This is a genomic window from Trichocoleus sp. DQ-A3 (assembly GCF_039961975.1).
In the GTDB taxonomy this organism is placed as follows: domain Bacteria; phylum Cyanobacteriota; class Cyanobacteriia; order Cyanobacteriales; family FACHB-T130; genus FACHB-T130.
Genome location: NZ_JAMPKC010000013.1, coordinates 113,231 through 134,251 on the forward strand (window position 1 = coordinate 113,231; position 21,021 = coordinate 134,251).

The 21,021-nt window shown below is 44.9% G+C and carries 20 protein-coding genes; 9 read left to right on the plus strand and 11 right to left on the minus strand.

Annotation, left to right across the window (positions count from 1 at the left end; translation table 11 throughout):
- Positions 1 to 32 precede the first annotated feature (32 nt).
- Positions 33 to 827 (minus strand): cobalt-precorrin-6A reductase, encoded by a 795-nt coding sequence (locus NDI44_RS18585; protein WP_190412084.1) that lies wholly within the window; start codon positions 825 to 827, stop codon positions 33 to 35.
- A gap of 708 nt (positions 828 to 1,535) precedes the next feature.
- Between NDI44_RS18585 and NDI44_RS18590 the strand changes: the two genes are divergently transcribed.
- Entirely contained in the window at positions 1,536 to 4,073 is a 2,538-nt protein-coding gene (locus tag NDI44_RS18590; RefSeq protein WP_190412085.1) for a mannose-1-phosphate guanyltransferase, read from the plus strand.
- A gap of 4 nt (positions 4,074 to 4,077) precedes the next feature.
- Here NDI44_RS18590 and NDI44_RS18595 read toward each other — a convergent pair whose 3' ends face one another.
- Positions 4,078 to 4,206, minus strand: a complete 129-nt coding sequence (locus NDI44_RS18595) for a hypothetical protein (protein ID WP_277877542.1) — start codon at positions 4,204 to 4,206, stop codon at positions 4,078 to 4,080.
- Between the two features lie 51 nt (positions 4,207 to 4,257).
- Here NDI44_RS18595 and NDI44_RS18600 point away from each other — a divergent pair, with 51 nt between their 5' ends.
- Positions 4,258 to 4,779, plus strand: coding sequence for a single-stranded DNA-binding protein (locus tag NDI44_RS18600; protein ID WP_190412086.1), 522 nt, complete (start codon positions 4,258 to 4,260; stop codon positions 4,777 to 4,779).
- Positions 4,780 to 4,852: 73 nt separating this feature from the next.
- On the opposite strand, the gene NDI44_RS18605 is transcribed toward NDI44_RS18600, so the two are convergent.
- Positions 4,853 to 5,197, minus strand: a complete 345-nt coding sequence (locus NDI44_RS18605; RefSeq protein ID WP_190412125.1) for a hypothetical protein — start codon at positions 5,195 to 5,197, stop codon at positions 4,853 to 4,855.
- Between the two features lie 621 nt (positions 5,198 to 5,818).
- Between NDI44_RS18605 and NDI44_RS18610 the strand changes: the two genes are divergently transcribed.
- Positions 5,819 to 5,977 (plus strand): hypothetical protein, encoded by a 159-nt coding sequence (locus NDI44_RS18610; RefSeq protein WP_339380631.1) that lies wholly within the window; start codon positions 5,819 to 5,821, stop codon positions 5,975 to 5,977.
- A gap of 33 nt (positions 5,978 to 6,010) precedes the next feature.
- Here NDI44_RS18610 and NDI44_RS18615 read toward each other — a convergent pair whose 3' ends face one another.
- Complete coding sequence (locus NDI44_RS18615; protein WP_190412088.1) at positions 6,011 to 7,204, minus strand: RNA-guided endonuclease TnpB family protein; 1,194 nt, start codon at positions 7,202 to 7,204, stop codon at positions 6,011 to 6,013.
- A 132-nt stretch (positions 7,205 to 7,336) separates the two neighbouring features.
- Between NDI44_RS18615 and NDI44_RS18620 the strand changes: the two genes are divergently transcribed.
- Positions 7,337 to 7,702: a cupin domain-containing protein gene (locus NDI44_RS18620; protein WP_190412089.1), complete on the plus strand. Its 366-nt coding sequence runs from the start codon at positions 7,337 to 7,339 to the stop codon at positions 7,700 to 7,702.
- Between the two features lie 658 nt (positions 7,703 to 8,360).
- On the opposite strand, the gene NDI44_RS18625 is transcribed toward NDI44_RS18620, so the two are convergent.
- Both NDI44_RS18625 and NDI44_RS18630 read right to left on the minus strand, forming a co-directional pair.
- The gene (locus NDI44_RS18625) at positions 8,361 to 9,302 is read right to left on the minus strand and encodes a ParA family protein (RefSeq protein WP_190412090.1); all 942 of its coding nucleotides are present in this window, start codon (positions 9,300 to 9,302) and stop codon (positions 8,361 to 8,363) included.
- 29 nt (positions 9,303 to 9,331) lie between these two features.
- Positions 9,332 to 9,517, minus strand: coding sequence for a hypothetical protein (locus NDI44_RS18630; RefSeq protein WP_190412091.1), 186 nt, complete (start codon positions 9,515 to 9,517; stop codon positions 9,332 to 9,334).
- A 119-nt stretch (positions 9,518 to 9,636) separates the two neighbouring features.
- Here NDI44_RS18630 and NDI44_RS18635 point away from each other — a divergent pair, with 119 nt between their 5' ends.
- From NDI44_RS18635 to NDI44_RS18645, 3 genes are all read left to right on the plus strand, one after another.
- Entirely contained in the window at positions 9,637 to 10,071 is a 435-nt protein-coding gene (locus tag NDI44_RS18635) for an HHL1-like protein (protein WP_190412092.1), read from the plus strand.
- Positions 10,072 to 10,346: 275 nt separating this feature from the next.
- Positions 10,347 to 11,786, plus strand: coding sequence for an AAA family ATPase (locus tag NDI44_RS18640; RefSeq protein ID WP_190412093.1), 1,440 nt, complete (start codon positions 10,347 to 10,349; stop codon positions 11,784 to 11,786).
- A complete protein-coding gene (locus tag NDI44_RS18645) occupies positions 11,783 to 12,469 on the plus strand; it encodes a Rho termination factor N-terminal domain-containing protein (RefSeq protein WP_190412094.1) in 687 nt (228 codons plus the stop codon). The genes NDI44_RS18640 and NDI44_RS18645 overlap by 4 nt, the downstream gene beginning before the upstream one ends.
- A 91-nt stretch (positions 12,470 to 12,560) precedes the next feature.
- On the opposite strand, the gene NDI44_RS18650 is transcribed toward NDI44_RS18645, so the two are convergent.
- On the minus strand, positions 12,561 to 13,550 hold the full coding sequence (locus NDI44_RS18650) for a glycosyltransferase (RefSeq protein WP_190412095.1): 990 nt from the start codon (positions 13,548 to 13,550) through the stop codon (positions 12,561 to 12,563).
- A 127-nt stretch (positions 13,551 to 13,677) separates the two neighbouring features.
- On the opposite strand from NDI44_RS18650, the gene NDI44_RS18655 reads away from it, so the two are divergent.
- Entirely contained in the window at positions 13,678 to 14,910 is a 1,233-nt protein-coding gene (locus NDI44_RS18655) for a glycosyltransferase family 4 protein (RefSeq protein WP_190412096.1), read from the plus strand.
- Positions 14,911 to 15,138: 228 nt separating this feature from the next.
- Here NDI44_RS18655 and NDI44_RS18660 read toward each other — a convergent pair whose 3' ends face one another.
- Positions 15,139 to 15,603: a TspO/MBR family protein gene (locus tag NDI44_RS18660; RefSeq protein ID WP_190412097.1), complete on the minus strand. Its 465-nt coding sequence runs from the start codon at positions 15,601 to 15,603 to the stop codon at positions 15,139 to 15,141.
- A gap of 213 nt (positions 15,604 to 15,816) precedes the next feature.
- On the opposite strand from NDI44_RS18660, the gene NDI44_RS18665 reads away from it, so the two are divergent.
- Positions 15,817 to 17,046 carry a pentapeptide repeat-containing protein gene (locus NDI44_RS18665; RefSeq protein ID WP_199304807.1) on the plus strand — a complete coding sequence of 410 codons (1,230 nt, stop codon included), beginning with the start codon at positions 15,817 to 15,819 and terminating at the stop codon, positions 17,044 to 17,046.
- Between the two features lie 381 nt (positions 17,047 to 17,427).
- Here NDI44_RS18665 and NDI44_RS18670 read toward each other — a convergent pair whose 3' ends face one another.
- The 3 genes from NDI44_RS18670 to sufC form a co-directional block, all read right to left on the minus strand.
- Positions 17,428 to 18,690 (minus strand): SufS family cysteine desulfurase, encoded by a 1,263-nt coding sequence (locus tag NDI44_RS18670; protein WP_190412098.1) that lies wholly within the window; start codon positions 18,688 to 18,690, stop codon positions 17,428 to 17,430.
- Positions 18,691 to 18,789: 99 nt separating this feature from the next.
- A complete protein-coding gene (gene sufD, locus NDI44_RS18675; protein WP_190412099.1) occupies positions 18,790 to 20,178 on the minus strand; it encodes a Fe-S cluster assembly protein SufD in 1,389 nt (462 codons plus the stop codon).
- Positions 20,175 to 20,966 carry a Fe-S cluster assembly ATPase SufC gene (gene sufC / locus NDI44_RS18680; RefSeq protein WP_190412100.1) on the minus strand — a complete coding sequence of 264 codons (792 nt, stop codon included), beginning with the start codon at positions 20,964 to 20,966 and terminating at the stop codon, positions 20,175 to 20,177. The genes sufD and sufC overlap by 4 nt, the downstream gene beginning before the upstream one ends.
- Positions 20,967 to 21,021 lie beyond the last annotated feature (55 nt).

Below are 21,021 nucleotides of genomic sequence, written 5' to 3' on the forward strand. Positions count from 1 at the left end.
GCTTGATTCACGCTCGGTAAGATTGTGGCGGACTAAACTCGACGAAAGATGTCTTGGCAGAACTCTAGCGCTGTTTTCAAGTCGCTGGTTTGCTGCGGATACGCAACTTCTGGACGGGCGATCGCAACTAAAGGAATGCCTAACTCTGCGGAAACTCTGCGCTTGATCTCCTCTCCCCCAGCAGTTCCCGATGCTTTCGTCACCACCAGGGAAATGTCCCACTGACGCCAAAGTGCCGTTTCCAATTCAGTAGAGATGGGGGGGCGAATCGCAATCAGTTTATCGGGTGCAAACCCTGATTGTAAAGCTGCTTCCAGCGCTGTTACGGAAGGAAGAATTCGGGCAAATAAAGTAGACTTTTCTTGCCAAGGACGGAACCGGGACAAGCTTCGATAACCAATTGTCAGTAGCACCCGTTGCCCTTGTAAGTAGTCTCCAGATAAAAGCGTGTCGAAACTATCTAGCTCTATTACCAGCTGCTTCTGTAAGCTTGCATCAATAACCGGACGCTCGTAGCGGAGATAGGGAATCTGTTCCTTTTGGGCAGTTGCGATCGCTATCTTGGAAATCTCCGCCGCATAGGGATGAGACGCATCCAAAATCGCCACAATTCCCTGCTCTTTTAAAAACCAATCCAACTGCGCTGCATCCAGATAGCCCACCCAAACTTGCAAGGAGGGTATTGATGGATACAGCGTTCTAGCGGCTTCTGTAGTGACAGTAACAATGCAGGGTAGATGGAAACGAGCGATCGCTTTTGCTAACTCAGCACTCTCCTGAGTGCCCCCAATTAGCCACAGGCGTTGCTCAAAGGATGAAGAATTCATTGTTTCTGATTCATCCCTCACCCTTTATCCTTCTTCTATCCCTTGAGTGCTTTTCTAAAGTTCTGACGATAGGATTTATTGCCAATTATCAAAGCAGGCCATAAGAGAGCCAGAACAAGCCGACCTTGGCTGAAATTCGTTCGGCGGAACCCCTTCCAGAATCTCCATCCGCCGTATCCATAAGCCCCTAGAAATAATAAGCCTAATAACGTACCCATTCAAACAATCCTCATTAACCCATTAAAACTGACTGCATTTTTGTCGCCACCAGCAACTGTTAATCTTTCCAACACTGTTTGAGACATCCACCTTGGGCAGTTCCAGAAGATTAGAACATTCTGCTTCATCTCTCAAGTGTAAGCTAGACTACGCAATTGATTCCGGCTACACGGCAAAGTAGCATTGATTCAGTTCTAACCTATCCGAGGTTGAGTTGTAGCTGCACCCTCAAGATGTAACAAAAGCAATTTTCTGGAGCGAGGAGCCAGCAGATACCAGCAATCAACGAGATAATTAGGGAGTCGCCGCTAAATTTAACATCTGCTTTAAAATGAAAGCCTCAAAGGATTTGCCCAGAGTCAAGGCTGCACTCTAATCTTATGAGGGATACCTTAAATTTCAAGGGTATAGGAGACTAAAAGACAAGACTTAGGTCAACTCAAATCATCAAGGTCACGCCCGTACCATAACAAAGAATCAGGAGGACTTATGCGAGCAGTGCTGATGGCTGGCGGTTCGGGAACGCGGCTGAGACCGCTGACGTGCGATCTTCCCAAACCGATGGTGCCGATTCTGAATCGACCGATTGCAGAACACATTATCAATCTGCTCAAGCGGCATCAGATTACAGAGGTTATTGCCACTCTGCACTATCTCCCTGATGTCATGCGAGACTACTTCCAGGACGGCAGCGACTTTGGAGTGCAGATCACCTATGCGATTGAAGAAGACCAGCCTTTAGGTACGGCTGGTTGCGTCAAGAACATTGCTGAGTTACTAGATGAAACCTTTTTAGTCATTAGCGGCGACAGCATTACTGATTTTGATTTAACCCAAGCAATTGAATTTCACAAAAAACAGAAGTCAAAAGCAACCCTGATTTTAACCCAAGTTCCTAACCCGATTGAATTTGGCGTAGTAATTACAGATGAAAAACAGAGAATTCGTCGGTTTTTAGAAAAGCCTTCTTCTAGCGAAATTTTCTCCGATACTGTCAACACCGGCACCTACATTCTGGAACCAGAAGTCCTGCAATACCTCCCCAGCAATCAGGAGTCTGACTTCTCGAAAGACTTATTCCCATTGCTATTGGAACAAGACGAGCCGATGTACGGCTACGTTGCCCAAGGATATTGGTGCGATGTAGGTCATTTAGATGCTTACCGAGAGTCTCAATATGATGGTTTACATCAAAAAGTTAAATTAGACTTTGCTTACGAGCAAGTGTCTCCCGGACTGTGGATAGGTCAGAACACTCATATCGACCCCTCAGCCAAAATTGAAGCGCCTGCACTGATCGGGAATAACTGCCGGATTGGGGCACGAGTGCATATCGAACCAGGAACCTCAATTGGCGACAACGTGACGATTGGAGCTGACGCAAACTTGAAGCGTCCGATTGTCTGGAATGGAGCGATTATTGGCGAGGAAGCGCATCTGCGGGCTTGCGTAATTGGTCGTGGTACCAGAGTCGATAGGCGATCGCACGTTTTGGAAGGAGCCGTCGTGGGTTCGCTCTCTACCGTTGGGGAAGAAGCGCAAGTTTCGCCCCAGGTGCGTGTTTGGCCTAGCAAACAAATTGAATCGGGCGCGACATTAAACATTAACTTGATTTGGGGTCACACAGCTCATCGCAATTTGTTTGGGCAACGCGGTGTGAGTGGGTTAGCGAATATCGACATCACTCCAGAATTTGCTGTCAAACTGGGTGCCGCTTACGGTTCCACATTAAAGCCCGGTTCCCAGATCACCATCTCCCGCGACCAACGGAATATTTCCCGCATGGTCAGTCGCGCTTTGATTGCTGGTTTGATGTCGGTGGGCATCCACGTCCAAAACCTGGAAGCAACTGCAATCCCAATTTCCCGCACGGTTATTCCCACATACTCGGTGGCGGGGGGTATCCATGTGCGGGTGCATCCAGATCGACCCGACCACATTTTGATCGAATTTTTCGATCGTAAGGGCATCAATATCTCGAAATCCCAAGAGAAAAAAATTGAGGGAGCTTATTTTAAGGAAGACTTGCGGCGAGTCCAGATTCAAGAAACTGGAAATGTCGCCTACCCCAGCCAGGTGCTAGATGTTTACAGCACGGCGTTTGAGAACCATCTCAATACGGGGGCAATTCGCAATTCAGGCTCGAAGGTAGTCATTGACTACGTTTATGCAGTTTCAGGAGCCATCCTGCCGCAACTGTTGGCAAAATTTGGCTGCGATGCTGTGGTACTGAATGCCAGCTTGAATCAAACAGGGCTGGCTGCGGCAGAACGAGAAGCGTTGCTCAATCAGCTGGGTCATGTGGTAGAAGCGCTAAAAGCAAATTTTGGCGTCCAGGTATCAGCCAACGGAGAACAGTTAATTTTGGTGGATGAATCGGGTACGCCGATTCGCGGTGAAATGTTGACAGCGCTGATGGTTAACATGATTCTGACCGCTCATCCCAGAGGAACGGTGGTGGTGCCGGTGCATAGCAGCAGTGCGGTAGAACAGATTGCCCGTCGCCACGATGCTAAGGTGATTCGCACGAAGGCAAATCCCACGGCGTTGATGGAAGCGTCTCAAGCGAATCCGAATGTGGTACTGGGTGGCAGTGGGGAAATGGGCTTTATTTTTCCACAGCTGCATCCGGGGTTTGATGCCATGTTCTGCATTGCCAAGATGATGGAGATGCTGACGATGCAAGAGCGAAATCTGGCGGCAATCCGCGCCGATCTCCCCCGCGTTTACCACAAGAGTTACACGGTGCGCTGCCCCTGGACGGCAAAAGGAGCCTTGATGCGCCATTTAGTAGAAACCCACCCAGCCGAACATTTGGAATTAGTGGATGGAGTGAAGATTTGCAACTACCAGGATGATAGCTGGGTGCTAGTGTTGCCCGATGCGGGTGAGCCGCTGGTGCATATCTTCGCCAATAGTAATGACCGGGATTGGGTTGATGAAACCTTACGGGAGTATCGCGGTCGGGTTCAATCGTTTGTTGACCAAGAGGAAGGTGTGGAGGAAGTTAAATTGCAATTGGTGTAGGGTGTTAGGTAATCGGTAATCGGTGAAGAGCGATCGCTCCTTCATCCTTGGTTATTCGCTGATGACGAATGGCTAATTGCGAATAACCAAGTTCCCCGTCACCATACCCATTTTTGGGTCTTCTTTGGTACATTTGTTCTATTATGAATGAGGCCGCTCGGTTCAGCGCGAGGATCTTGGAGTTATGAACAGCTGCATTTTAATGGCGGAGATTATCAGGGAACCGCAACTTCGTTACACGCCGGATACCCAAACGGCGGTTACGGAGATGATGGTACAGTTTCCTGGACTGCGGGCGGAAGACCCCCCGGCAACGGTGAAGGTCGTCGGCTGGGGCAATTTAGCGCAAGAAATTCAGGGAAGTTTCAAGAAGGGCGATCGCGTCATCCTTGAAGGTCGCCTGACAATGAACACCATTGACCGACAAGAAGGTTTTAAAGAAAAACGCGCCGAGTTGACGGTTTCCCGGATTCACAAAGTGGCAATCGATACAGATTTTGACACTTCGGTAGCCGAATCGACTCCTCCCAGCAATGTCGTTCCAATGGGGTCGCGTCGTCCTACCTCCGCACCCGCTGATGACAGCGATGGGGGAATGTCTGGAGACTTCCCAACAGAGGAAACACCGCCCAGTCGCGTTCCCTCCCGAACGGGCAGCCGTTCCACCCCACCGCCTCAAGGAGATATCGACGACATCCCCTTTTAGCCGTCATGGGTCATGAGTCATTAGTCTTTGGCAACATATTCATGGCTAAGGGCTAATCACTCGTAACTAATCGCTATTTGTGAAGATAATCGCCCAAAAAATCGAAGGAATCTTCGTCATCCCAACAAGGTTCAGGCCACAACCAGATGAGGTTGTGGTTAATATCTGCTTCGATTTCTTCACTGTCATCTCGTTCAAATAGCACTGCCAGGGCTGTCACGTCTCGCTCTCGCAAAGGCATGAGCGATGCGCCTTGAGTGCCTAAGTCATAGCTTTTCTTGGTTGAAAGGCCGTAGGATATCAGAGCGTTTTCCCCAGCCACATAGCGCGCGGAAGGCTCGCTCTCAAGCTTTGACCTACAGAGGGCGAGTTCTAGGGGGAAGGTGGTGCTGTCGTTGCTAGATGAAGGGATAAGCATGGGTGCATACCGTAACAGCGTGGCAGCAGCTATATAAGCGAAGCGATCGTGCAGAAAACCTAGAGCAGTTTTTCAATTCTGCGTAGATTCTGCGTAGAAGTGCTTCGCCTTCGCCTTTCCCGGCGGCAGAACGTTTTGCTTTCCAGCCTTGTTTCGCTTGCCGTTCCGGTTGCCAGCGATCTTTTTGGTCCGTCGCAGTAAATGCACAACCCCTTACACCACAAAAGAGCGTAAGACCCCTTAATCAAGATAATTACTTCCTGGGTAGGAAGTTGTATTCTAACTTTCTGCTCTGCAACTGTCTATCTATCAATTTATGTAGGCACAAATTATTTAGGCACAAAGTAGTGCCACTTCTACAAGGCAAACTAATCTTTACAAAAATTTACAACTAAGCCCTAATTATGAGGCGAACTCTGAGGAAGTGAAGTAATTTTGTTTAAGTAGCTCTGTTCACTCCTCCTCAAAAAATAGCCTGTGTTTCAACTTTTATACGTTCTGGTTCATGCAATCCAGCCAGTTTTAGTACCTCTATGCTTTTTGTGTGCGTGGATGTTGCTCCTTTTGATTGGCTGGAGTTTATTTAGTACGATCTCCGCGAGTTTTACCAAAGCGAAGCAAATGCACAGCGTACCCTGTACCAATTGCCGATATTTTACCGGCGATTACCGGCTCAAGTGTACCGTGCAACCCAGTATTGCCCAGACTGAAGAAGCGATTAACTGCTCTGACTATCGTCCAATTCCGGGTTTTTCGTTCCATTCTCAAGACACAATTTGACACTGCTCGGCGTAAACGCGCGAGATTCTTTCTTCAACCAGTCGATTTGCTCGTTGATGTCACCACCCGCGAGTAGAGATCCGTCTGTCCGAAAGCGTTAATTCCGGCGTGCCCCGCCGTATTTAAATCAATACCTGTTTGCCTTAAAGCTTTAGCCAAAATGTTTAGTGCGGCGTTGTGGTCGCGGTCTAATACAGTTCCACAGCCACATACATGAGTCCTGACTGATAGCGACTTCTTAACTGTCGCACCGCAGTTAGAACAATCTTGGGATGTATATTGAGGAGCAACAGCAACTACTGTTTTTCCGTACACCTTCCCTAAATACTGCAACCATTGGGCGAACTGTGACCAAGCTGCATCACTAATGCTTTTGGCAAGCTTGTGGTTTTTCACCATATTCTTCACCTGCAAGTCTTCGTAGGCTACGAAATCGCTAGATTTCACCACGCACAACGCCGTTTTTACGGCGAAGTCTTTACGCTGTCTACTGACTTTTAGGTGTTTTCTTCCTAGCCGATTAATGGCTTTCCGGCGGTTGGCTGATCCTTTCTTTTTCTTAGAAACTCTTCGTTGCAAGCGCTTCAGGGCTTTCTCGCTTTTTTGAAGATGGCGAGGGTTTGGAACAGTTTCTCCTGTGCTGTCGGTGTAGAAATGGGCTAATCCTACATCCAGCCCAACCGTTTTGCCCGTAGGAACGATTTCTTCTACTCGTTCTACATTGATGCAGAACTGGCTGTAGTAGCCGTCAGCGCGACGGATTACCCGCACTCGCTTAATCTCTTCGGAAGCGTAGAAATATAGGTCGCGAGAGCCGACTAACTTAAACGTTCCAGCTTTAAAGCCATCCGTGAAAGTCAAGTGTCTCTTATCGGAAGAAAGCTTCCACCCGCTAGTCTTGTACTCTACAGAGCGAGTACACTTCTTGAACTGCGGGAATCCTTTCTTTCCAGGCGAGTTCGCTTTGCAATTAGCAAAGAAACGTTGAATTGCAATCAGGGCGCGTTCAGCCGAGGCTTGACGCGCCATTGAGTTAAGCTTGCCTGCCCAATCAAACTCTTTGGCTAATACAGCACATTGTTTGTAGAGGTCAGAGAGCTTAATTCCTTGATTGTCCATCCAGTACCGGAGTGTTTTGTTGCGGATAAACTGCGCGGTTCGGATCATGTCGTCAATGACCCGATACTGCTCATGTCTACCTTTTAACTTGAACTCTAATACAATCATGGGGATATCCTACCCTGTTTATAGCAACTTATTGCTATAAACAAAGAAAAATCGCCCTAGAAGGACGGGGCTTTAAACCCGTAATTTTTGGGTAAGATTACTGCGGGTGTTTTTTTACTCTCTGAATCGAGAATGCTAATTCAAAAGCTCCATGACTGCGAAGAATTTATTGCCGGGGATGCCACTCAGTTGAGGGAGTTATTGCATCCAGATAAACAGCCGGTAGAATTGCGTTATAGCTTGGCTCACGCGATTCTGCCGGTGGGACAAACTTCGACGCCGCACTCGCTAACAACTTCCGAGGTTTACTACATCCTTAGCGGTGCTGGTGAGATGCACATTGATGATGAAACCCAGTTGGTAGAACCTGGAGATATGGTTTATATTCCGCCGAATGCCAAGCAATTTATTCACAGTTGCGGAACTGAACCGTTGGTGTTTATCTGCATTGTCGATCCGGCGTGGCGTAAGGAAGACGAAACAATTTATGACGCTTGAGTACACAAACGCAGGCAAAATTTATAATTTGCCTGCTACAGACATTTTGTTGCAAGCGATCGCATTACTTTTGAATTGCTTCCTGGCTCGGAAATACCTGATTCATTCAATTTAAATCTTTAAAACAACAACAGCACTCCAACCAGACTCGCTAAGTGATTTCCTCTTATGGGCAATTCGACGTGGAGTTGCACTAACTTAAAAAGTTTAGTTGTATCGCTCCCTAGTCACTAGCTTAGGAAATATCAGCCTTCTGGATGAGTGCTGCTGTTGTGGGATGAGACAGATGTTAGATGAAACAGCGTTTTTACCTCTCAAGTCGTATGTGAACCGCGCTGTAGAATCTGTCAGGGAAGCTGTTTAGCTTCATATTTTTACTTTAGCAGGCATTTTCAGAAGCACCCGTAAATGAAACCAAAATTCATGTTTTTGCAGGGAGATACTATTCAGATTATGAAACAAAGTTAAGTGGGAATCGCGGGTATGCAAGGATACGAGCGCGATCGCATCTACGAAACCCATAGAAGCCCGTAGCGGAGAATCCTAGGGCGATAGGAACCTTCGGAACGTGGATTAAGTAGGGGCATGGCGCAGAAAAAGCCCCTACCCAAAAAATCGGAGGTTAATCAATCAACCGTTAACCGCTCATTACGAATCTTCAATCGAGGTTGGCTAAGTTCACCTTGGCTTCTGGAGCCTGGTAGATACCACCAGAAACTTGTAACTTCTGTAAAAACTCTTGCGTTAACTTAAGGAATGCTTTAGAGCCAGATGAATTGGGGTTGTTGAGACTCACCGGGGTAAAACTATCAACTGCCTTAGAGACATTTACATCCATTGGAATGCGGGTTTTGAAAATTTGAGCCGGGGTAAAATCTTCAGTAACTCGCTGCATCACTTGCTGGTAATATCTTCCACTCAGAATGTTCCCTGACATAATAAAGACAATTCCCATCAGGCGGAGATTGAGTAAGCCATCCAAATTATGACTTTCTTTGAGCTTATTAATCCGTCTTTCTAGCAGTTGAATTCCTACAACGGATAAAGGTTCTGGTCTAGCTGGCAGCAAGTAGAAATTACTAGCGACAATCCCACTACGAGTCAAAAGATTGTAGCCAGGAGCGCAGTCCAGAATAATGAAGTCGTAATCTTTAATTATCGGCTGTAAAATCCCTCTGACTAATTGCTTTTCAAACTCATTCCAAACTTGAATGAAGTTACTATTTCCATCCCTTAGCGCTCTTTCATGGAGCATCTCAGACACTAAAAATTCATCGTAGAGATCGATATCCCCCGGCAATAAATCCAGCCCTTTAACCGTGCAAACGTAAGGCTGAATAATATCTTGGATTGAAAGATTAGTTGGAAGATCGGGTTTAACTGCTTTATAAACCAGCTGTCTCAACGTGCGTTTCTCTTTCCGGCTCTTTCCAAAGTCCTGTGGGGACATCAGGCTGAGCGTAGCACTGATTTGCGTGTCTAAATCGACGACTAGAACCCGTTTCCCATGATGTTTGGCTAAACAAGTCGCCAAGTTGACACTGAGAGTCGTCTTACCGACGCCGCCTTTCATGTTTACCGTTGCAATTACATATCCCATTTGTTAGCTCCTCTCAAGCCTACGCCCCGCTAAATACAAAGCGAATCGCAGTCACTCAATCCCTGGTCAACTGTTACAGCCTTAATAATAATCTTGGATTCGCCGTCGTAAGGCAATAGCGCGATATGAGAGTTGCGACGATTTGGGATCGCGGTGTTCCGTTCGTCACGGATATCGCCAATCAAAGCGGAATCTCTCCAGAATAGCGATGGCACGTGCGATCGCTTCTCTTACCCTACAGCGTTTGCCCAGAACTTGCGCTGAAATCAACTATCCCAGATTTCTGAAAATTATGTAAACTTTTATAAATAAAGCAAAAGAGCAATCAATATCTATGACAACTAATAGTGGATTTGGCAAAGTTCAAAAAAGCAAAAAAACTCCCAAAAACTCCGCCAAACGCGCCGAAGCCTCCAAGCAGTACGACAAGATGAAGGGGGACGGAGTACCAGAATTCAATATTTACATTCGCATCCAAGGTAAAAAAAACTGGTTTCCAGTCGGTTCCCTGGCGGTGAATCGCACCAGCAAAATTAATCAAGCCATCTTCGACACTCAGGAAGACTTACGCCAAGGAGCCTTCCGTCTGTTTCCCGTCCTCCGCAAGAACCAGAACAATTTGGAATATGGCTATCGCCTCAAGGGTTCTGAATATGCAGATGAGCCAATCCAAGTTGCCGTTCCTCCTCAGCCATCTGTCCCGAACGCGATTCAAGCAACGATCGATAAGCTGAAGAATAGCTTCTCTGGGCTATTGAAACGGGGTTAATTTGTTGTTTAGTGCAAGGATGCGATCGCTCGGTTGGTATGCGCGTAAGCGCTACTCGCATATATACGAGTAGCGGCTGTTTGCATAGTAGGGAAGAAAACGCGATCGCATCCAACTCACTTTTGCCACTGCCAGTTGAGCAGACGCTAAACTTTAAAAGGAACTTGACCCATGTCCTTAAGAAGCGGTCAATACCCTAATACGAAAAACCTCGCTCTGAGGACAATCAGATAGGTTTAAGGTTTCAATGAGTGCCGTGGAGAGGAAGAACACAATTGAACTTCAACCCTGAGCTTTGCCGAAATGAGAGTGAAGTAGAAAGTAAACTCATCGTTCAATATCTGCTGCCACAGCTAGGATATACTCCAGAAACTTGGCATCAAGAGATTGCCGTTGGCAGTATTCGATTAGACTTTTTGGCATTTGCAGCGCAAGTCATCCCATTTGTGTTGGATGACAACTCGCCATTAAGCGTTGTAATGGAAGCAAAGCATCCCAATCAAAACTTAAATAGACATACTGGCAGACTCAATCGCTACTTAATGAGTTTGAATGTAGAATATGGATTGTTAACAAATGGCAAGGAACTCAGAATTTATAAAAAAAATCAGGATAATATTCAGCTAGTATTTCACTGTTCCGGCAGAGAGATTAGCTCTAAAATAGACAATATAAAAACTATTATTGGTAGAAATAACTTAAATGAAAAAACTACTGAATATCCAACCAATATCAAAATTAATCTTGAGAACGCTCAAAATGAACCTTTGGTAGAGGAAAAAACATTACAACCTGAATTAATTAATTCTCAACTCAGATCCACACCAATTATTCAACAAAAAAGGCAACATACTGTGAAAACAATTGCGGTTTACCACAACAAAGGCGGCGTAGGCAAAACAACAACCGTTGTTAACCTAGCCGCTGCTATCAGAAAGAAAGGCAAAAAAGTCCTGATTGTTGACTTAGATAGTCAAGCTAACACTACCTTTGCCGCAGGTTTAGCAAAATTTGATGATGAAGAACTAGATGAGCTAAAAGATTGCAATGTTCGTCATCTATTGAGGTCAGAAGAGTTTTACCCTATAAACGAAGTTGCTAAGAAATCTCAGTATAGTAACCCTGAAATTGATGTGTTGCCTTCCCACATCAGTTTAATGCAATACGAAATTGAGCTAAACCAACAAGATTCTAGTAAACTAATGCTCCTGCAAAAACTAAAAGCAGTAGAGGCTCAATACGATGTTGTAATTATTGATACGCCACCATCTTTAAACCTTTATGCCAGAATTGCTCTAATCACCGCTGACTATCTAATTATTCCTTCCGATCTAAAACCCTTTGCTAATCAAGGGTTAGTAAACGTCAAGGATTTTGTTAAAACAAATAATGAGTTCAGAAAATTTCTCAATAAACCAGCTATTGAAATATTAGGTGTTCTTCCTAGTAAAATATCTACGAATTCAAGATTTGTTCAATATACTTTACCACGGCGCTTAGAGGTAATTCCCAAACGCTACGATTTGAAAGTAATGGAAAGCGTTATTTATGAAAGAGAGGAGCTGGCAAAGTGTACCGAAAAAGTTCAGATTGTAGGTAACATGGAAATACCAGATCCAATCTCGGTGCTTGATTTCAAGCCGGATTCTACCTCCGCTCAGGAATTTAATTTACTAGCAGAAGAAGTTTTGCGAAAAATAGGACTAACTGCATGAAATTATCTACTTCGCTCGTAGGAGTAAAAAAAATTAACTCTAATGTTCCCCGTTCAGAATTCTCAGAGGATGAGTTAAATCAGACTGCTGAGTTAATTTTAAAAGCTGAAGGTATTATTAATCCTCCAGTTATTCGTAGAACCAGCCTGGAATCCTATGAGGTAGTTAACGGACACTTTGAATACTACGCTGCTGTTAAGGCTCGTGAGATAGATCCTCGTAAAGGGGAAATGATTGGAGCTTTCATTATTGAATCAGAAAATGAGGAAGTTCTCATGGATCAGGTTAAAGTCCTGAGAAATCGAGAATCTTTTAATAATGAGTCCCAAGTTGCTGACATACAGCCTTTAAATATGGTTGAGTCATCAAATAATGCAATACAATTTAAAATTTTATTGCCTGAAATTGAAAGTTTAATAGATAGAAAAATTCAAATGATTAGCAACAGGATCGGCGAACATATTGATGAATTTGTTCGGAAAATTGAACCAATCCTGAATCACCAAGGAAAAGTAGGAACTGCGGGAGATGATACACCTCCAACTAAAAAACCGGACTACGCTGGAATGCCAGTTCCGGAGCTAAAAGCGATCGCGGCAGAACGGAACATAGAGGGACGTTCAAAGATGAAAAAAGAGCAACTCATTGCAGCTCTTCAAAAAGCCGATGCCAGTCAAAAGTAAATAACCTCATTAATTCACTTAGCGCAACGCATTATAAACGTAGCGCCTTGCAGTTAACGGCTAATAGCGATCGCTCTAATTTACTTTTTCATCAATTAGCCGCTTCTCGAACTTGCTCGGCGTAATCTTTGGGACGGATTCGACGAAAAGTTTGAAGAGCGAATTGTCGCAAGCTGGTAGGCAAATAAGACAGCACAATCCCTAATTTTGCTTGCCGCGAACTTCCCAAAATTTGGCTAGATTCTTGCAGGAGTTGGCGTCCTTCTGAAGTTTCGCCATTTTCAATCAGCCTTAAACCCAGTGCCTTCCGGGTTCCGGCAAGTTTATTTAATCGGGCTTTTTCTAATTGTTCTTCCGGGAATTTGTAACTATTTAGACAGAAAGATTTTGCTTTCAAAAAGTGAATATTTTGTTTTAGGCTGGTTTGACCGCCATGCATTCGATATTCCATCAAAAATTCTGGTAGGAAGTATCCATTCTTGCCTGCGATCGCTAACCTCACCAGTAAATCAAAATCCTCACAACCATCTGCTTCCGGGCGCATATAATCAACTTCTTTCAAACACTCCATCCGAAAGAGCGTAGAACCAACCTGTAAGCTTTGTTTTTGGAAAGTTTCCGTAATTAAATCCGGAATCATTCCCTCGTTGAGTTTGTCCTTCCCCCACTTAGCAGAATTTTCTAAAGTAGCTGATTCATTTCTTTCCCCTCTGGCATCTATAATCCAGTGGTTTGTACAAACAAAATCTATGGTTGGATTAGCGTCTAAAACAGCTACCGTTTTTTCTAAAAATTCAGGCGTTAATGCATCATCATCGTCAAATTTAATAAAATAAGTTCCACCAGCGGCATCAAAACCAGAACGCATATTTCGGCTGCGCTTAATATTAACCGGATGCCGGATATAGCGAATTCTCGGATCGTTCCATTGACTCACTACTGCTGGGGTGTCATCAGTAGAACCATCGTCACAGATGATTAGTTCAAAATCTGTATAAGTTTGAGCCAGTACGCTATTTACTGCATAAGGCAACAAATTAGCTCGATTGTAGGTAGGGATGGAAATGCTAACTTTGGGCATAAGCTGAAGTTGTTACTGATTATTTTTACGCAGTAGAGACACGCTCTGGCAAGTCTAGTATGAGGCGAAAGTCTATAGTATCGATATTATCCCTCTCCGTAAAATCTAACCAAACGCTCAGTCTACGATGAAGATTTTAATGCTCTCTTCCACCTTTCCCTATCCGCCAACACGGGGGGGAACGCAAGTAAGGACGTTTAATTTACTCAAGTATCTCAAGTCTAGCCATGCAATTACTCTAATTACGCAGCGCAGTGGAGATGTTACGGACGAAGAAATAAAAGGACTGCAAGAGTGGGTGGACGAGTTGGTGGTTTTTCCGCGTCCACAGGAAAATTCTCAAGGAGGAGTGTTGGGGAAACTGCGGCGCTTCAGTAGGTTTTTGCAGGAGGGAACACCCCCCAGCGTGCTGTCTCTCTACTCGCCAGAGATTCAGAAATGCGTAGATGAAGCAGTCGCTGCTGGCAAGTTTGAGGCGATTACTTGCGAACATTGCGTGAATGAAATCTATGTGCGCCCTGAGTGGCGGCGCAAGGATGGGAAAACCTCAGCGCTGCGGACGCTGGTAAATATTCATAGTTCTGTCTACGGGACGTGTAAGAACCAGCTAGAAACGGGGACATCTGAGAAGCCATTACGAGACAAGCTGAATTTGCCGCTGTTGCGCCGCTATGAGCAGCGCTACTGTTCTAAATTTTCGGCAATTGTGGTGACGACGGAGGAAGATAAGCAACAAATTCAGGAATTTAATTGCAACGCCCAAATTCAGGTGATTCCGAATGGGGTAGATTTTACTCAGTTTCCCATGCGTTCTGCCGATCCGGGAGGACACCGATTAATTTTTGTTGGGGCGATGGATAACACGCCGAATATTGATGCGGTGCGCTTTTTTAGTTTGGAGGTGTTCCCGGAGGTTCAGAAGCGATATCCGGATGCAACGCTGGAATTGGTGGGCGCTCGTCCTGGAACGGAAGTTGTAGATTTAGGGAAGCGTCCTGGGATTACGGTTACGGGGCGTGTACCTTCAATGGCAGAGTATTTGCACAAGTCTTGCGTCTGCGTGGTGCCGATGCGGACAGGATTTGGGATCAAAAATAAAACGTTGGAGGCAATGGCAGCTGGGGTGCCCGTAGTGGGGAGCGATCGCGGTTTGGAAGGATTAGCGGTTGACGGGGAAAGCGTGCCGTTACGCGCGTTACGCGCTAATCGGGTGAAAGAGTATGTGGATGCGATCGCTAAGTTGTTTGAAGATGCGGATCTCAGAGAGCAGTTATCGAAAAATGCGCGATCGCTCATCGAAACAGAATACACCTGGGAAAGCGCCGGATCTCGTTACGAACAGGTACTGCTTTCACCTTAAACGCCTCGTTAACGGGGAAAGTAGGATTTCTCTCTCCCCTTACCGTCCTATATCCTCCGTTAGCGGGGAAGACAGACAAGCCAGAAGAAAGGATTAAGTGTTTCCCCGTAAGCTGCTTTACGCCGCCTTAGCCCCAGGGTGTCCTCGCTTCGACAGAAGTTAAACTCTTGCGCTGGTACCACTCATCTCAACCTAGCAAGAAGCGGTCAGGAGGCGTCGTCCGCGTCTCTAAGCATCGTCAGGATTAAGCTTCATCATTTTCCAGGTGGTAAAAGTTCCAACTGGACTCCATAACACATAGGGAACTAGCAACAGAGACGCCCAGCCGGAAATCGGTAAGACTGTTAGTGCCAGAATTAAACCTAAAACGGAACCAATTGCGCCAATAATTGTCCCAACTTTGAGACTGCGTAGCCTCAACATCATTGGGTTATAGGCGACAATCGCAATTTCTACTAAAAGATAGAACGCCATTAGTCCCCAACTTTTGGTGCGTTCCCAAACGATATATGCTGACCAACCACCGCAAATAAAAACGACTGTCCAGATGAGTGGAATTAATGGCTCAAAAGTTAGCCACCTGGGTCGTTGCAGGCGTTTGAACCACTTAACATCATTCGGCGTAATGATGTTACTCCCCATCGCCACTAAAAGAGTAACGCCCCCAATCACCATCCAAGATTTAATAACCATTCCCCTTCCCTTCGCTCCACCAGACCTGCTAGCCCTTTGTAGCGATTGTGTCAAGTTCAGGAGGAAGCTGTAATCACCCCCTAGTCTGAAACTAAGTAGCGATCGCGCTTAATTTATGTTCTGGGGAGTTGGAGAATGCGATCGCTACTATCAAAGCAGAATTCACAAACGTGCTACAACTGAACCGATAACAAGTATGTTCCACTGCGCTTCATGGCTCAAAATTTCTCTGGTCAAAACCTCCGAGGACGCTGTTTTATAGGTCAAGACCTTAGAGGTGTAAACTTCAGCAATGCTGATATCCGAGGTGCAGATTTCAGCAACGCTATTCTCACAGGTGCTAATTTCAGCCGCGTCAAAGGAGGACTGCGATCGCCTTGGTTAATCTTGCTCTTAGGCGTTATTCTACTGGTTGCGGCTACTATTTTAGATAGTTTAGTGAATAAAATCACAACAAATGCTGCTGTTACTGGTCAAGCCATCGCAGAGGTAGCGGAGCTGTTAACGGTATCTTTAGGAGCAATGTTAATCCTACCTGGGGTTGTTCTAGGGGCAAGAATTTTAGCTAAAACTTCTATTAGCAAGATTAGTGCAAAAAGAGCAATTAGGATAGGAACCCTCACGCAATTTGGGCTGGGTACTGCTATCCTGGCTCTGGCGTTTAGTTCAGTTACCTTAAATAAAGTAGAGAATATTTTAGATGACCCCTACTCAGAAAGGTTTATTCCTTTATTTTTGGAGGGTGACGTGTATATAGGAAAGCTTGCTGCTCTAATTGGAACTCTCGCTGGAGCCAGTGCCGTTTCAACAGTCAAAGCAAGCCGTCGAGATAGGATTAAATTGTTAAAGATCAGCGCGATCACGGCTTTATTAGGTGGGTGTTTAGGAATTTTCTTTGAAATTCCAAAATTATATGAATATGCGTCAGGAATAATTTTTATAATTGAAGTATTTGTATTAATAGCGATTCCCGTTATCATACTATCAACTATTTTAACATTAGTTGAATTATTCATAACCGAGCCAACGCAAAGATTCAAATTGCTATTAATGTTATTTTCAATGATAGTAGCATTTAAAAATGCTGGCTTGAATGGATTCGACCATCTATTTTATCTATTTTTTGTCTTACTGCATACCCTATTTGGAGTTATTCCCATAAAATTAGGGAGAATTACTACACTTGTACCGTTGATAAGTTTTGTTATCGCCCTTTTCATTGGGGGATTATTCCATTTTAATTTGGATGATTATTATGTGACTTCTGTAATCTTAGTGCCTATAGGCTTTCTGTGTGGCTATGCCATCACCTTTGCTACAAGCCACACAAGCTTTAGCGGCGCAGATTTAACTGATGCCAATTTTACTCAAACAAAACTCCAAAATACTGATTTCACAGAAGCCAAGATTGACAATACAATTTTTATAGAAGCCAAGTTTTGAACGTTAAATAATATTTTATTCAATGGGAAAATCAACTAGAAACCAAAGATTAGATTCTAGTTAATACTAATTGCTAGTATGATTGAATTTGACCACCTTACTTTAAATTTAAAACGCCTTCCAAAAATTTGAAAATAGCTTATATCCAGCGAAACTAATTACTCAACAAGGATACTAGATAAAGCACCAAGAATTGTATCTATTTTATTAATATAGTATTCAATTAAATCAATCTCGATTACTTACAAAGGGCAGATGAAACCGCAGCTACACAAGATTTAACCTGCCTACGCAGGTTTCAAAACTTTGAGTTTTTTAAGTCCGCGCAGGCGGACTTAGTTTGTGTAGCCGCGAATTACATTCGCCAGGGCTTAAGTTGACTTAGCCGAAAATACTGCCAAAAAATTCGACAGCTTCTTTCAAAGATGCGATGAAAAGATCAATCTCTTCGCGGGTGTTGTAGAAATACAAACTTGCCCGTGCAGTAGATTGCACTTTCAAGTAACGGTGTAAAGGTTGGGTGCAGTGGTGTCCGGCACGGATGGCGATGCCAGCTTGATCTAAAATGGTAGACAAGTCGTGAGGGTGGACATCTCCAGCGGTGAATGCAGCCAGCGCGGCTCTACCTTCTCCAGTGCTGGTGGGTTGTGGCCCGTAAGTTTTGATTTCTGGGATTTGCTGCAACTGTTGGAAGAGATAAGCTGTTAATTCGGCTTCGTAGGTATGGATATTGTGCATACCAATGCCACTAAGATAATCTACAGCAGCACCGAGCGCGATCGCTTCTCCAATTGAGGGTGTTCCTGCCTCAAACTTATGCGGTAAATCTGCATAAGTAGCATGGTCGAGAAATACATCAGCAATCATCTCCCCACCGCCTAAGAAGGGAGGCATGGAACGAAGTAAGTCTAACTTACCGTAGAGGAAACCAATTCCAGTCGGGGCGCACATTTTGTGACCGGAGGCGACTAGCCAATCGCAATCTACTGCTTGCACGTCTAACACCATGTGAGGTGCAGCTTGGCAAGCATCAATTAGAACTTTGGCACCGTATTTGTGAGCGATTTCAGTTATTGATTTAACTGGATTAATACATCCCAATGTGTTAGAGACGTAAACGGTGCTAACCAGTTTAGTTTTGTCTGAAATTAGAGACTTAAAGTGTTCTAAATCAAAAATTCCGTCTGGCGTTAGTTCTACAAACTTCAGCACTGCGCCTGTTTTTTGCGCTACGAACTGCCAAGGAATTAGATTGCTGTGGTGTTCCATTACGGAGAGGATGATTTCATCCTCTCGCTGCAAATTGTTCATTCCCCAACTGTAAGCGATTAGGTTAATCGCTTCTGACGCATTGCGGGTGTAGATAATTTCCTGGCGCGAAGCAGCATTTACGAAAGCAGCAACTTTGTCTCTAGCACCTTCGTAGGCGTCTGTGGCTTTGGCGCTAAGGGTGTGAACGCCCCGGTGTACGTTTGAATTGTACTGCTCATAGTAATCCCGAATGGCGTTTAGCACCGCTAGAGGTTTTTGGGATGTAGCGGCGTTGTCTAGATAAACTAAGGGTTTGCCGTTGACTTCTTGGTGCAGAATTGGGAAATCTGCACGGACTTTATCGGCGAGTGTTCTATCTTTGGTAAGAGTCATGGGTAAAAAGGTAATGGGTAATTGATAATTGGTAATTGGTAACTGGTAAAAGTTATTTCTTCAAAATTACATTACTTATTACCGATTACCTATTCCAGACTATTCGAGGGTTCTACAAGCGACACATCGAGAGAGACTTGTTTGCAGAGATGCGATAGGAATCTGGTTGATAATTTCTATCGCAAAAGCGTCAACTAACAAGTTGTTAGCACTCACCTTGTCTAAACCACGACTTTGCAGGTAAAAGACTTCCTCATCATCCAACTGACTTACCGTGGCACCGTGAGTACATTTCACGTTATCGGCAATGATTTCCAGTTGGGGTTTGGTATCGACTCTCGCTTTAGGCGACAACAGCAAGTTACGATTTAATTGTCCCGCATCCGTCAATTGTGCTGCTTTGGCAACTAAGACTTTACCGTTAAATACGGAATGAGCCTTGTCAGCCACAATACACTTTTGTAATTGACGAGTTGTGCTGTGGGGATGGTTGAGAATAATCGCGCTGTGAGTATCGCCAATCTGTTCCCCAGAGATCATGGTTAAACCATTGAGGGTAGTTTCAGTTTGTTCGCCCAACTGATAAATTTCTAGGTTGTGGCGGGATATTTTGCCACCCAAACTCACTGCATTGCAAGTGTAGCGGCTGTTACGAGATTGCGCGATCGCACTCTTGCCAATATGAAACGCTGCGCCACTATCCCGTTGTATCCGGTTGTGGCGAACTTCAGCATTGTCTTCTACCCAAATCTCTGTAACCGTATTGATTAAGTACGGATGAGTTTTATCTGCACACCAGTCGCCGACTGGCAGATAATCTTCTATCAGGGTTACTTGAGAGTTAGGTTCAGCGACTACTAAACAGCGTGGCTGAGAGAGAGTCGGGCGATCGCTAAAAGTAGACAGAAACAGCAAATGAATCGGTGTTTCTACTACCACATTCTTTGCCACCCACACCACAGCAGCATCCGTTAATCCTGCCGTATTCAGGGCGGTGAATACCTCATCAAACCCCTTTTGTTGGGCGAAATAATTATCGATGCGAGTGCGATAAGTTATTGGCAGTTGGGCTAAGTTTCCGGCAAATATACCATCTGGAAGATTAGCAACAGATGACAGCGCAGGTGCATAAACCCCATTAACGAAAACTAGACGACTTTCGGCTGCTTCTGCTAAAGTCAATCCTTCAATTGCTGACTGGGGTACATCCGCAGATTTCGCAGCTTGGAAAGACAACTTTAACAAAGGCGAGATGTCTGTGACACGCCACTCTTCATCCCGCGTTGTGGGAAACTTGAGATGAGGTAGCCAGGAAGCCGCGCGATCGCGTAATTCTTGCAACCAGCCAACCATTTCTGGATCGAGTACCTGTAATTCTTGACTGCGAGACAAGTTTAACAACTCAACCAGCTTGGCATCTCGATTAGTTGCAGCAGACTTTAACCCAACTTCTTCTGGATTGGGAATAGAAGTTACTTGAATTGTCATTTTGCACCCACCTCAGCTGCTTCTTCTTCCCTAACCCACTCATAACCGCGAGATTCCAATTCCAGCGCCAATTCTTTACCACCACTGGTAATAATTCGTCCGGCTTCCATGACGTGAACGAAATCTGGCACGATGTAATTCAGTAGTCGCTGATAGTGAGTAATCACCAGCATTGCATTTTCCGCATTTGCCAGCTGATTCACACCATCCGCAACAATCTTCAGCGCATCAATATCTAGCCCTGAATCCGTTTCATCTAAAATGGCTAACTTTGGTTCTAGCAGTGCCATTTGCAGAATCTCGTTCCGCTTCTTCTCACCACCCGAAAAACCTTCATTCACACTGCGGCTAAGAAAAGCAGGATTCATCTTTACCACATCCAGCTTTTCATGCACCAACTCATCAAAATCAAAAGCATCCAACTCCTCTAACCCCTCAGCCTTGCGACGGGAATTATAGGCAACTCTGAGGAAGTCCACATTACTAACGCCAGGAATTTCCAAAGGATATTGAAAAGCCAAAAATATCCCAGCCCTGGCACGTTCTTCTGCTTCCATTTCCAGAAGATTTTGCCCCCGGAAAATTACCTCGCCTCCCGTCACCTCATACGCCGGATGTCCAGCCAAAACCTTAGAAAAGGTGCTTTTGCCAGAACCATTTGGCCCCATAATGGCATGGATTTCTCCCGCCTTCACTTCTAGATTCAAACCCTTAAGAATCGGAGTTTCATCAACATTTGCCGTGAGATCCCGAACTGATAGGATCACCTCACTATTTTCAATAATCATCTTTCCCCTCTTCTTCCTCTGTGCCCTTAGCGTCTTCGCGGTTTTTTATTCTATT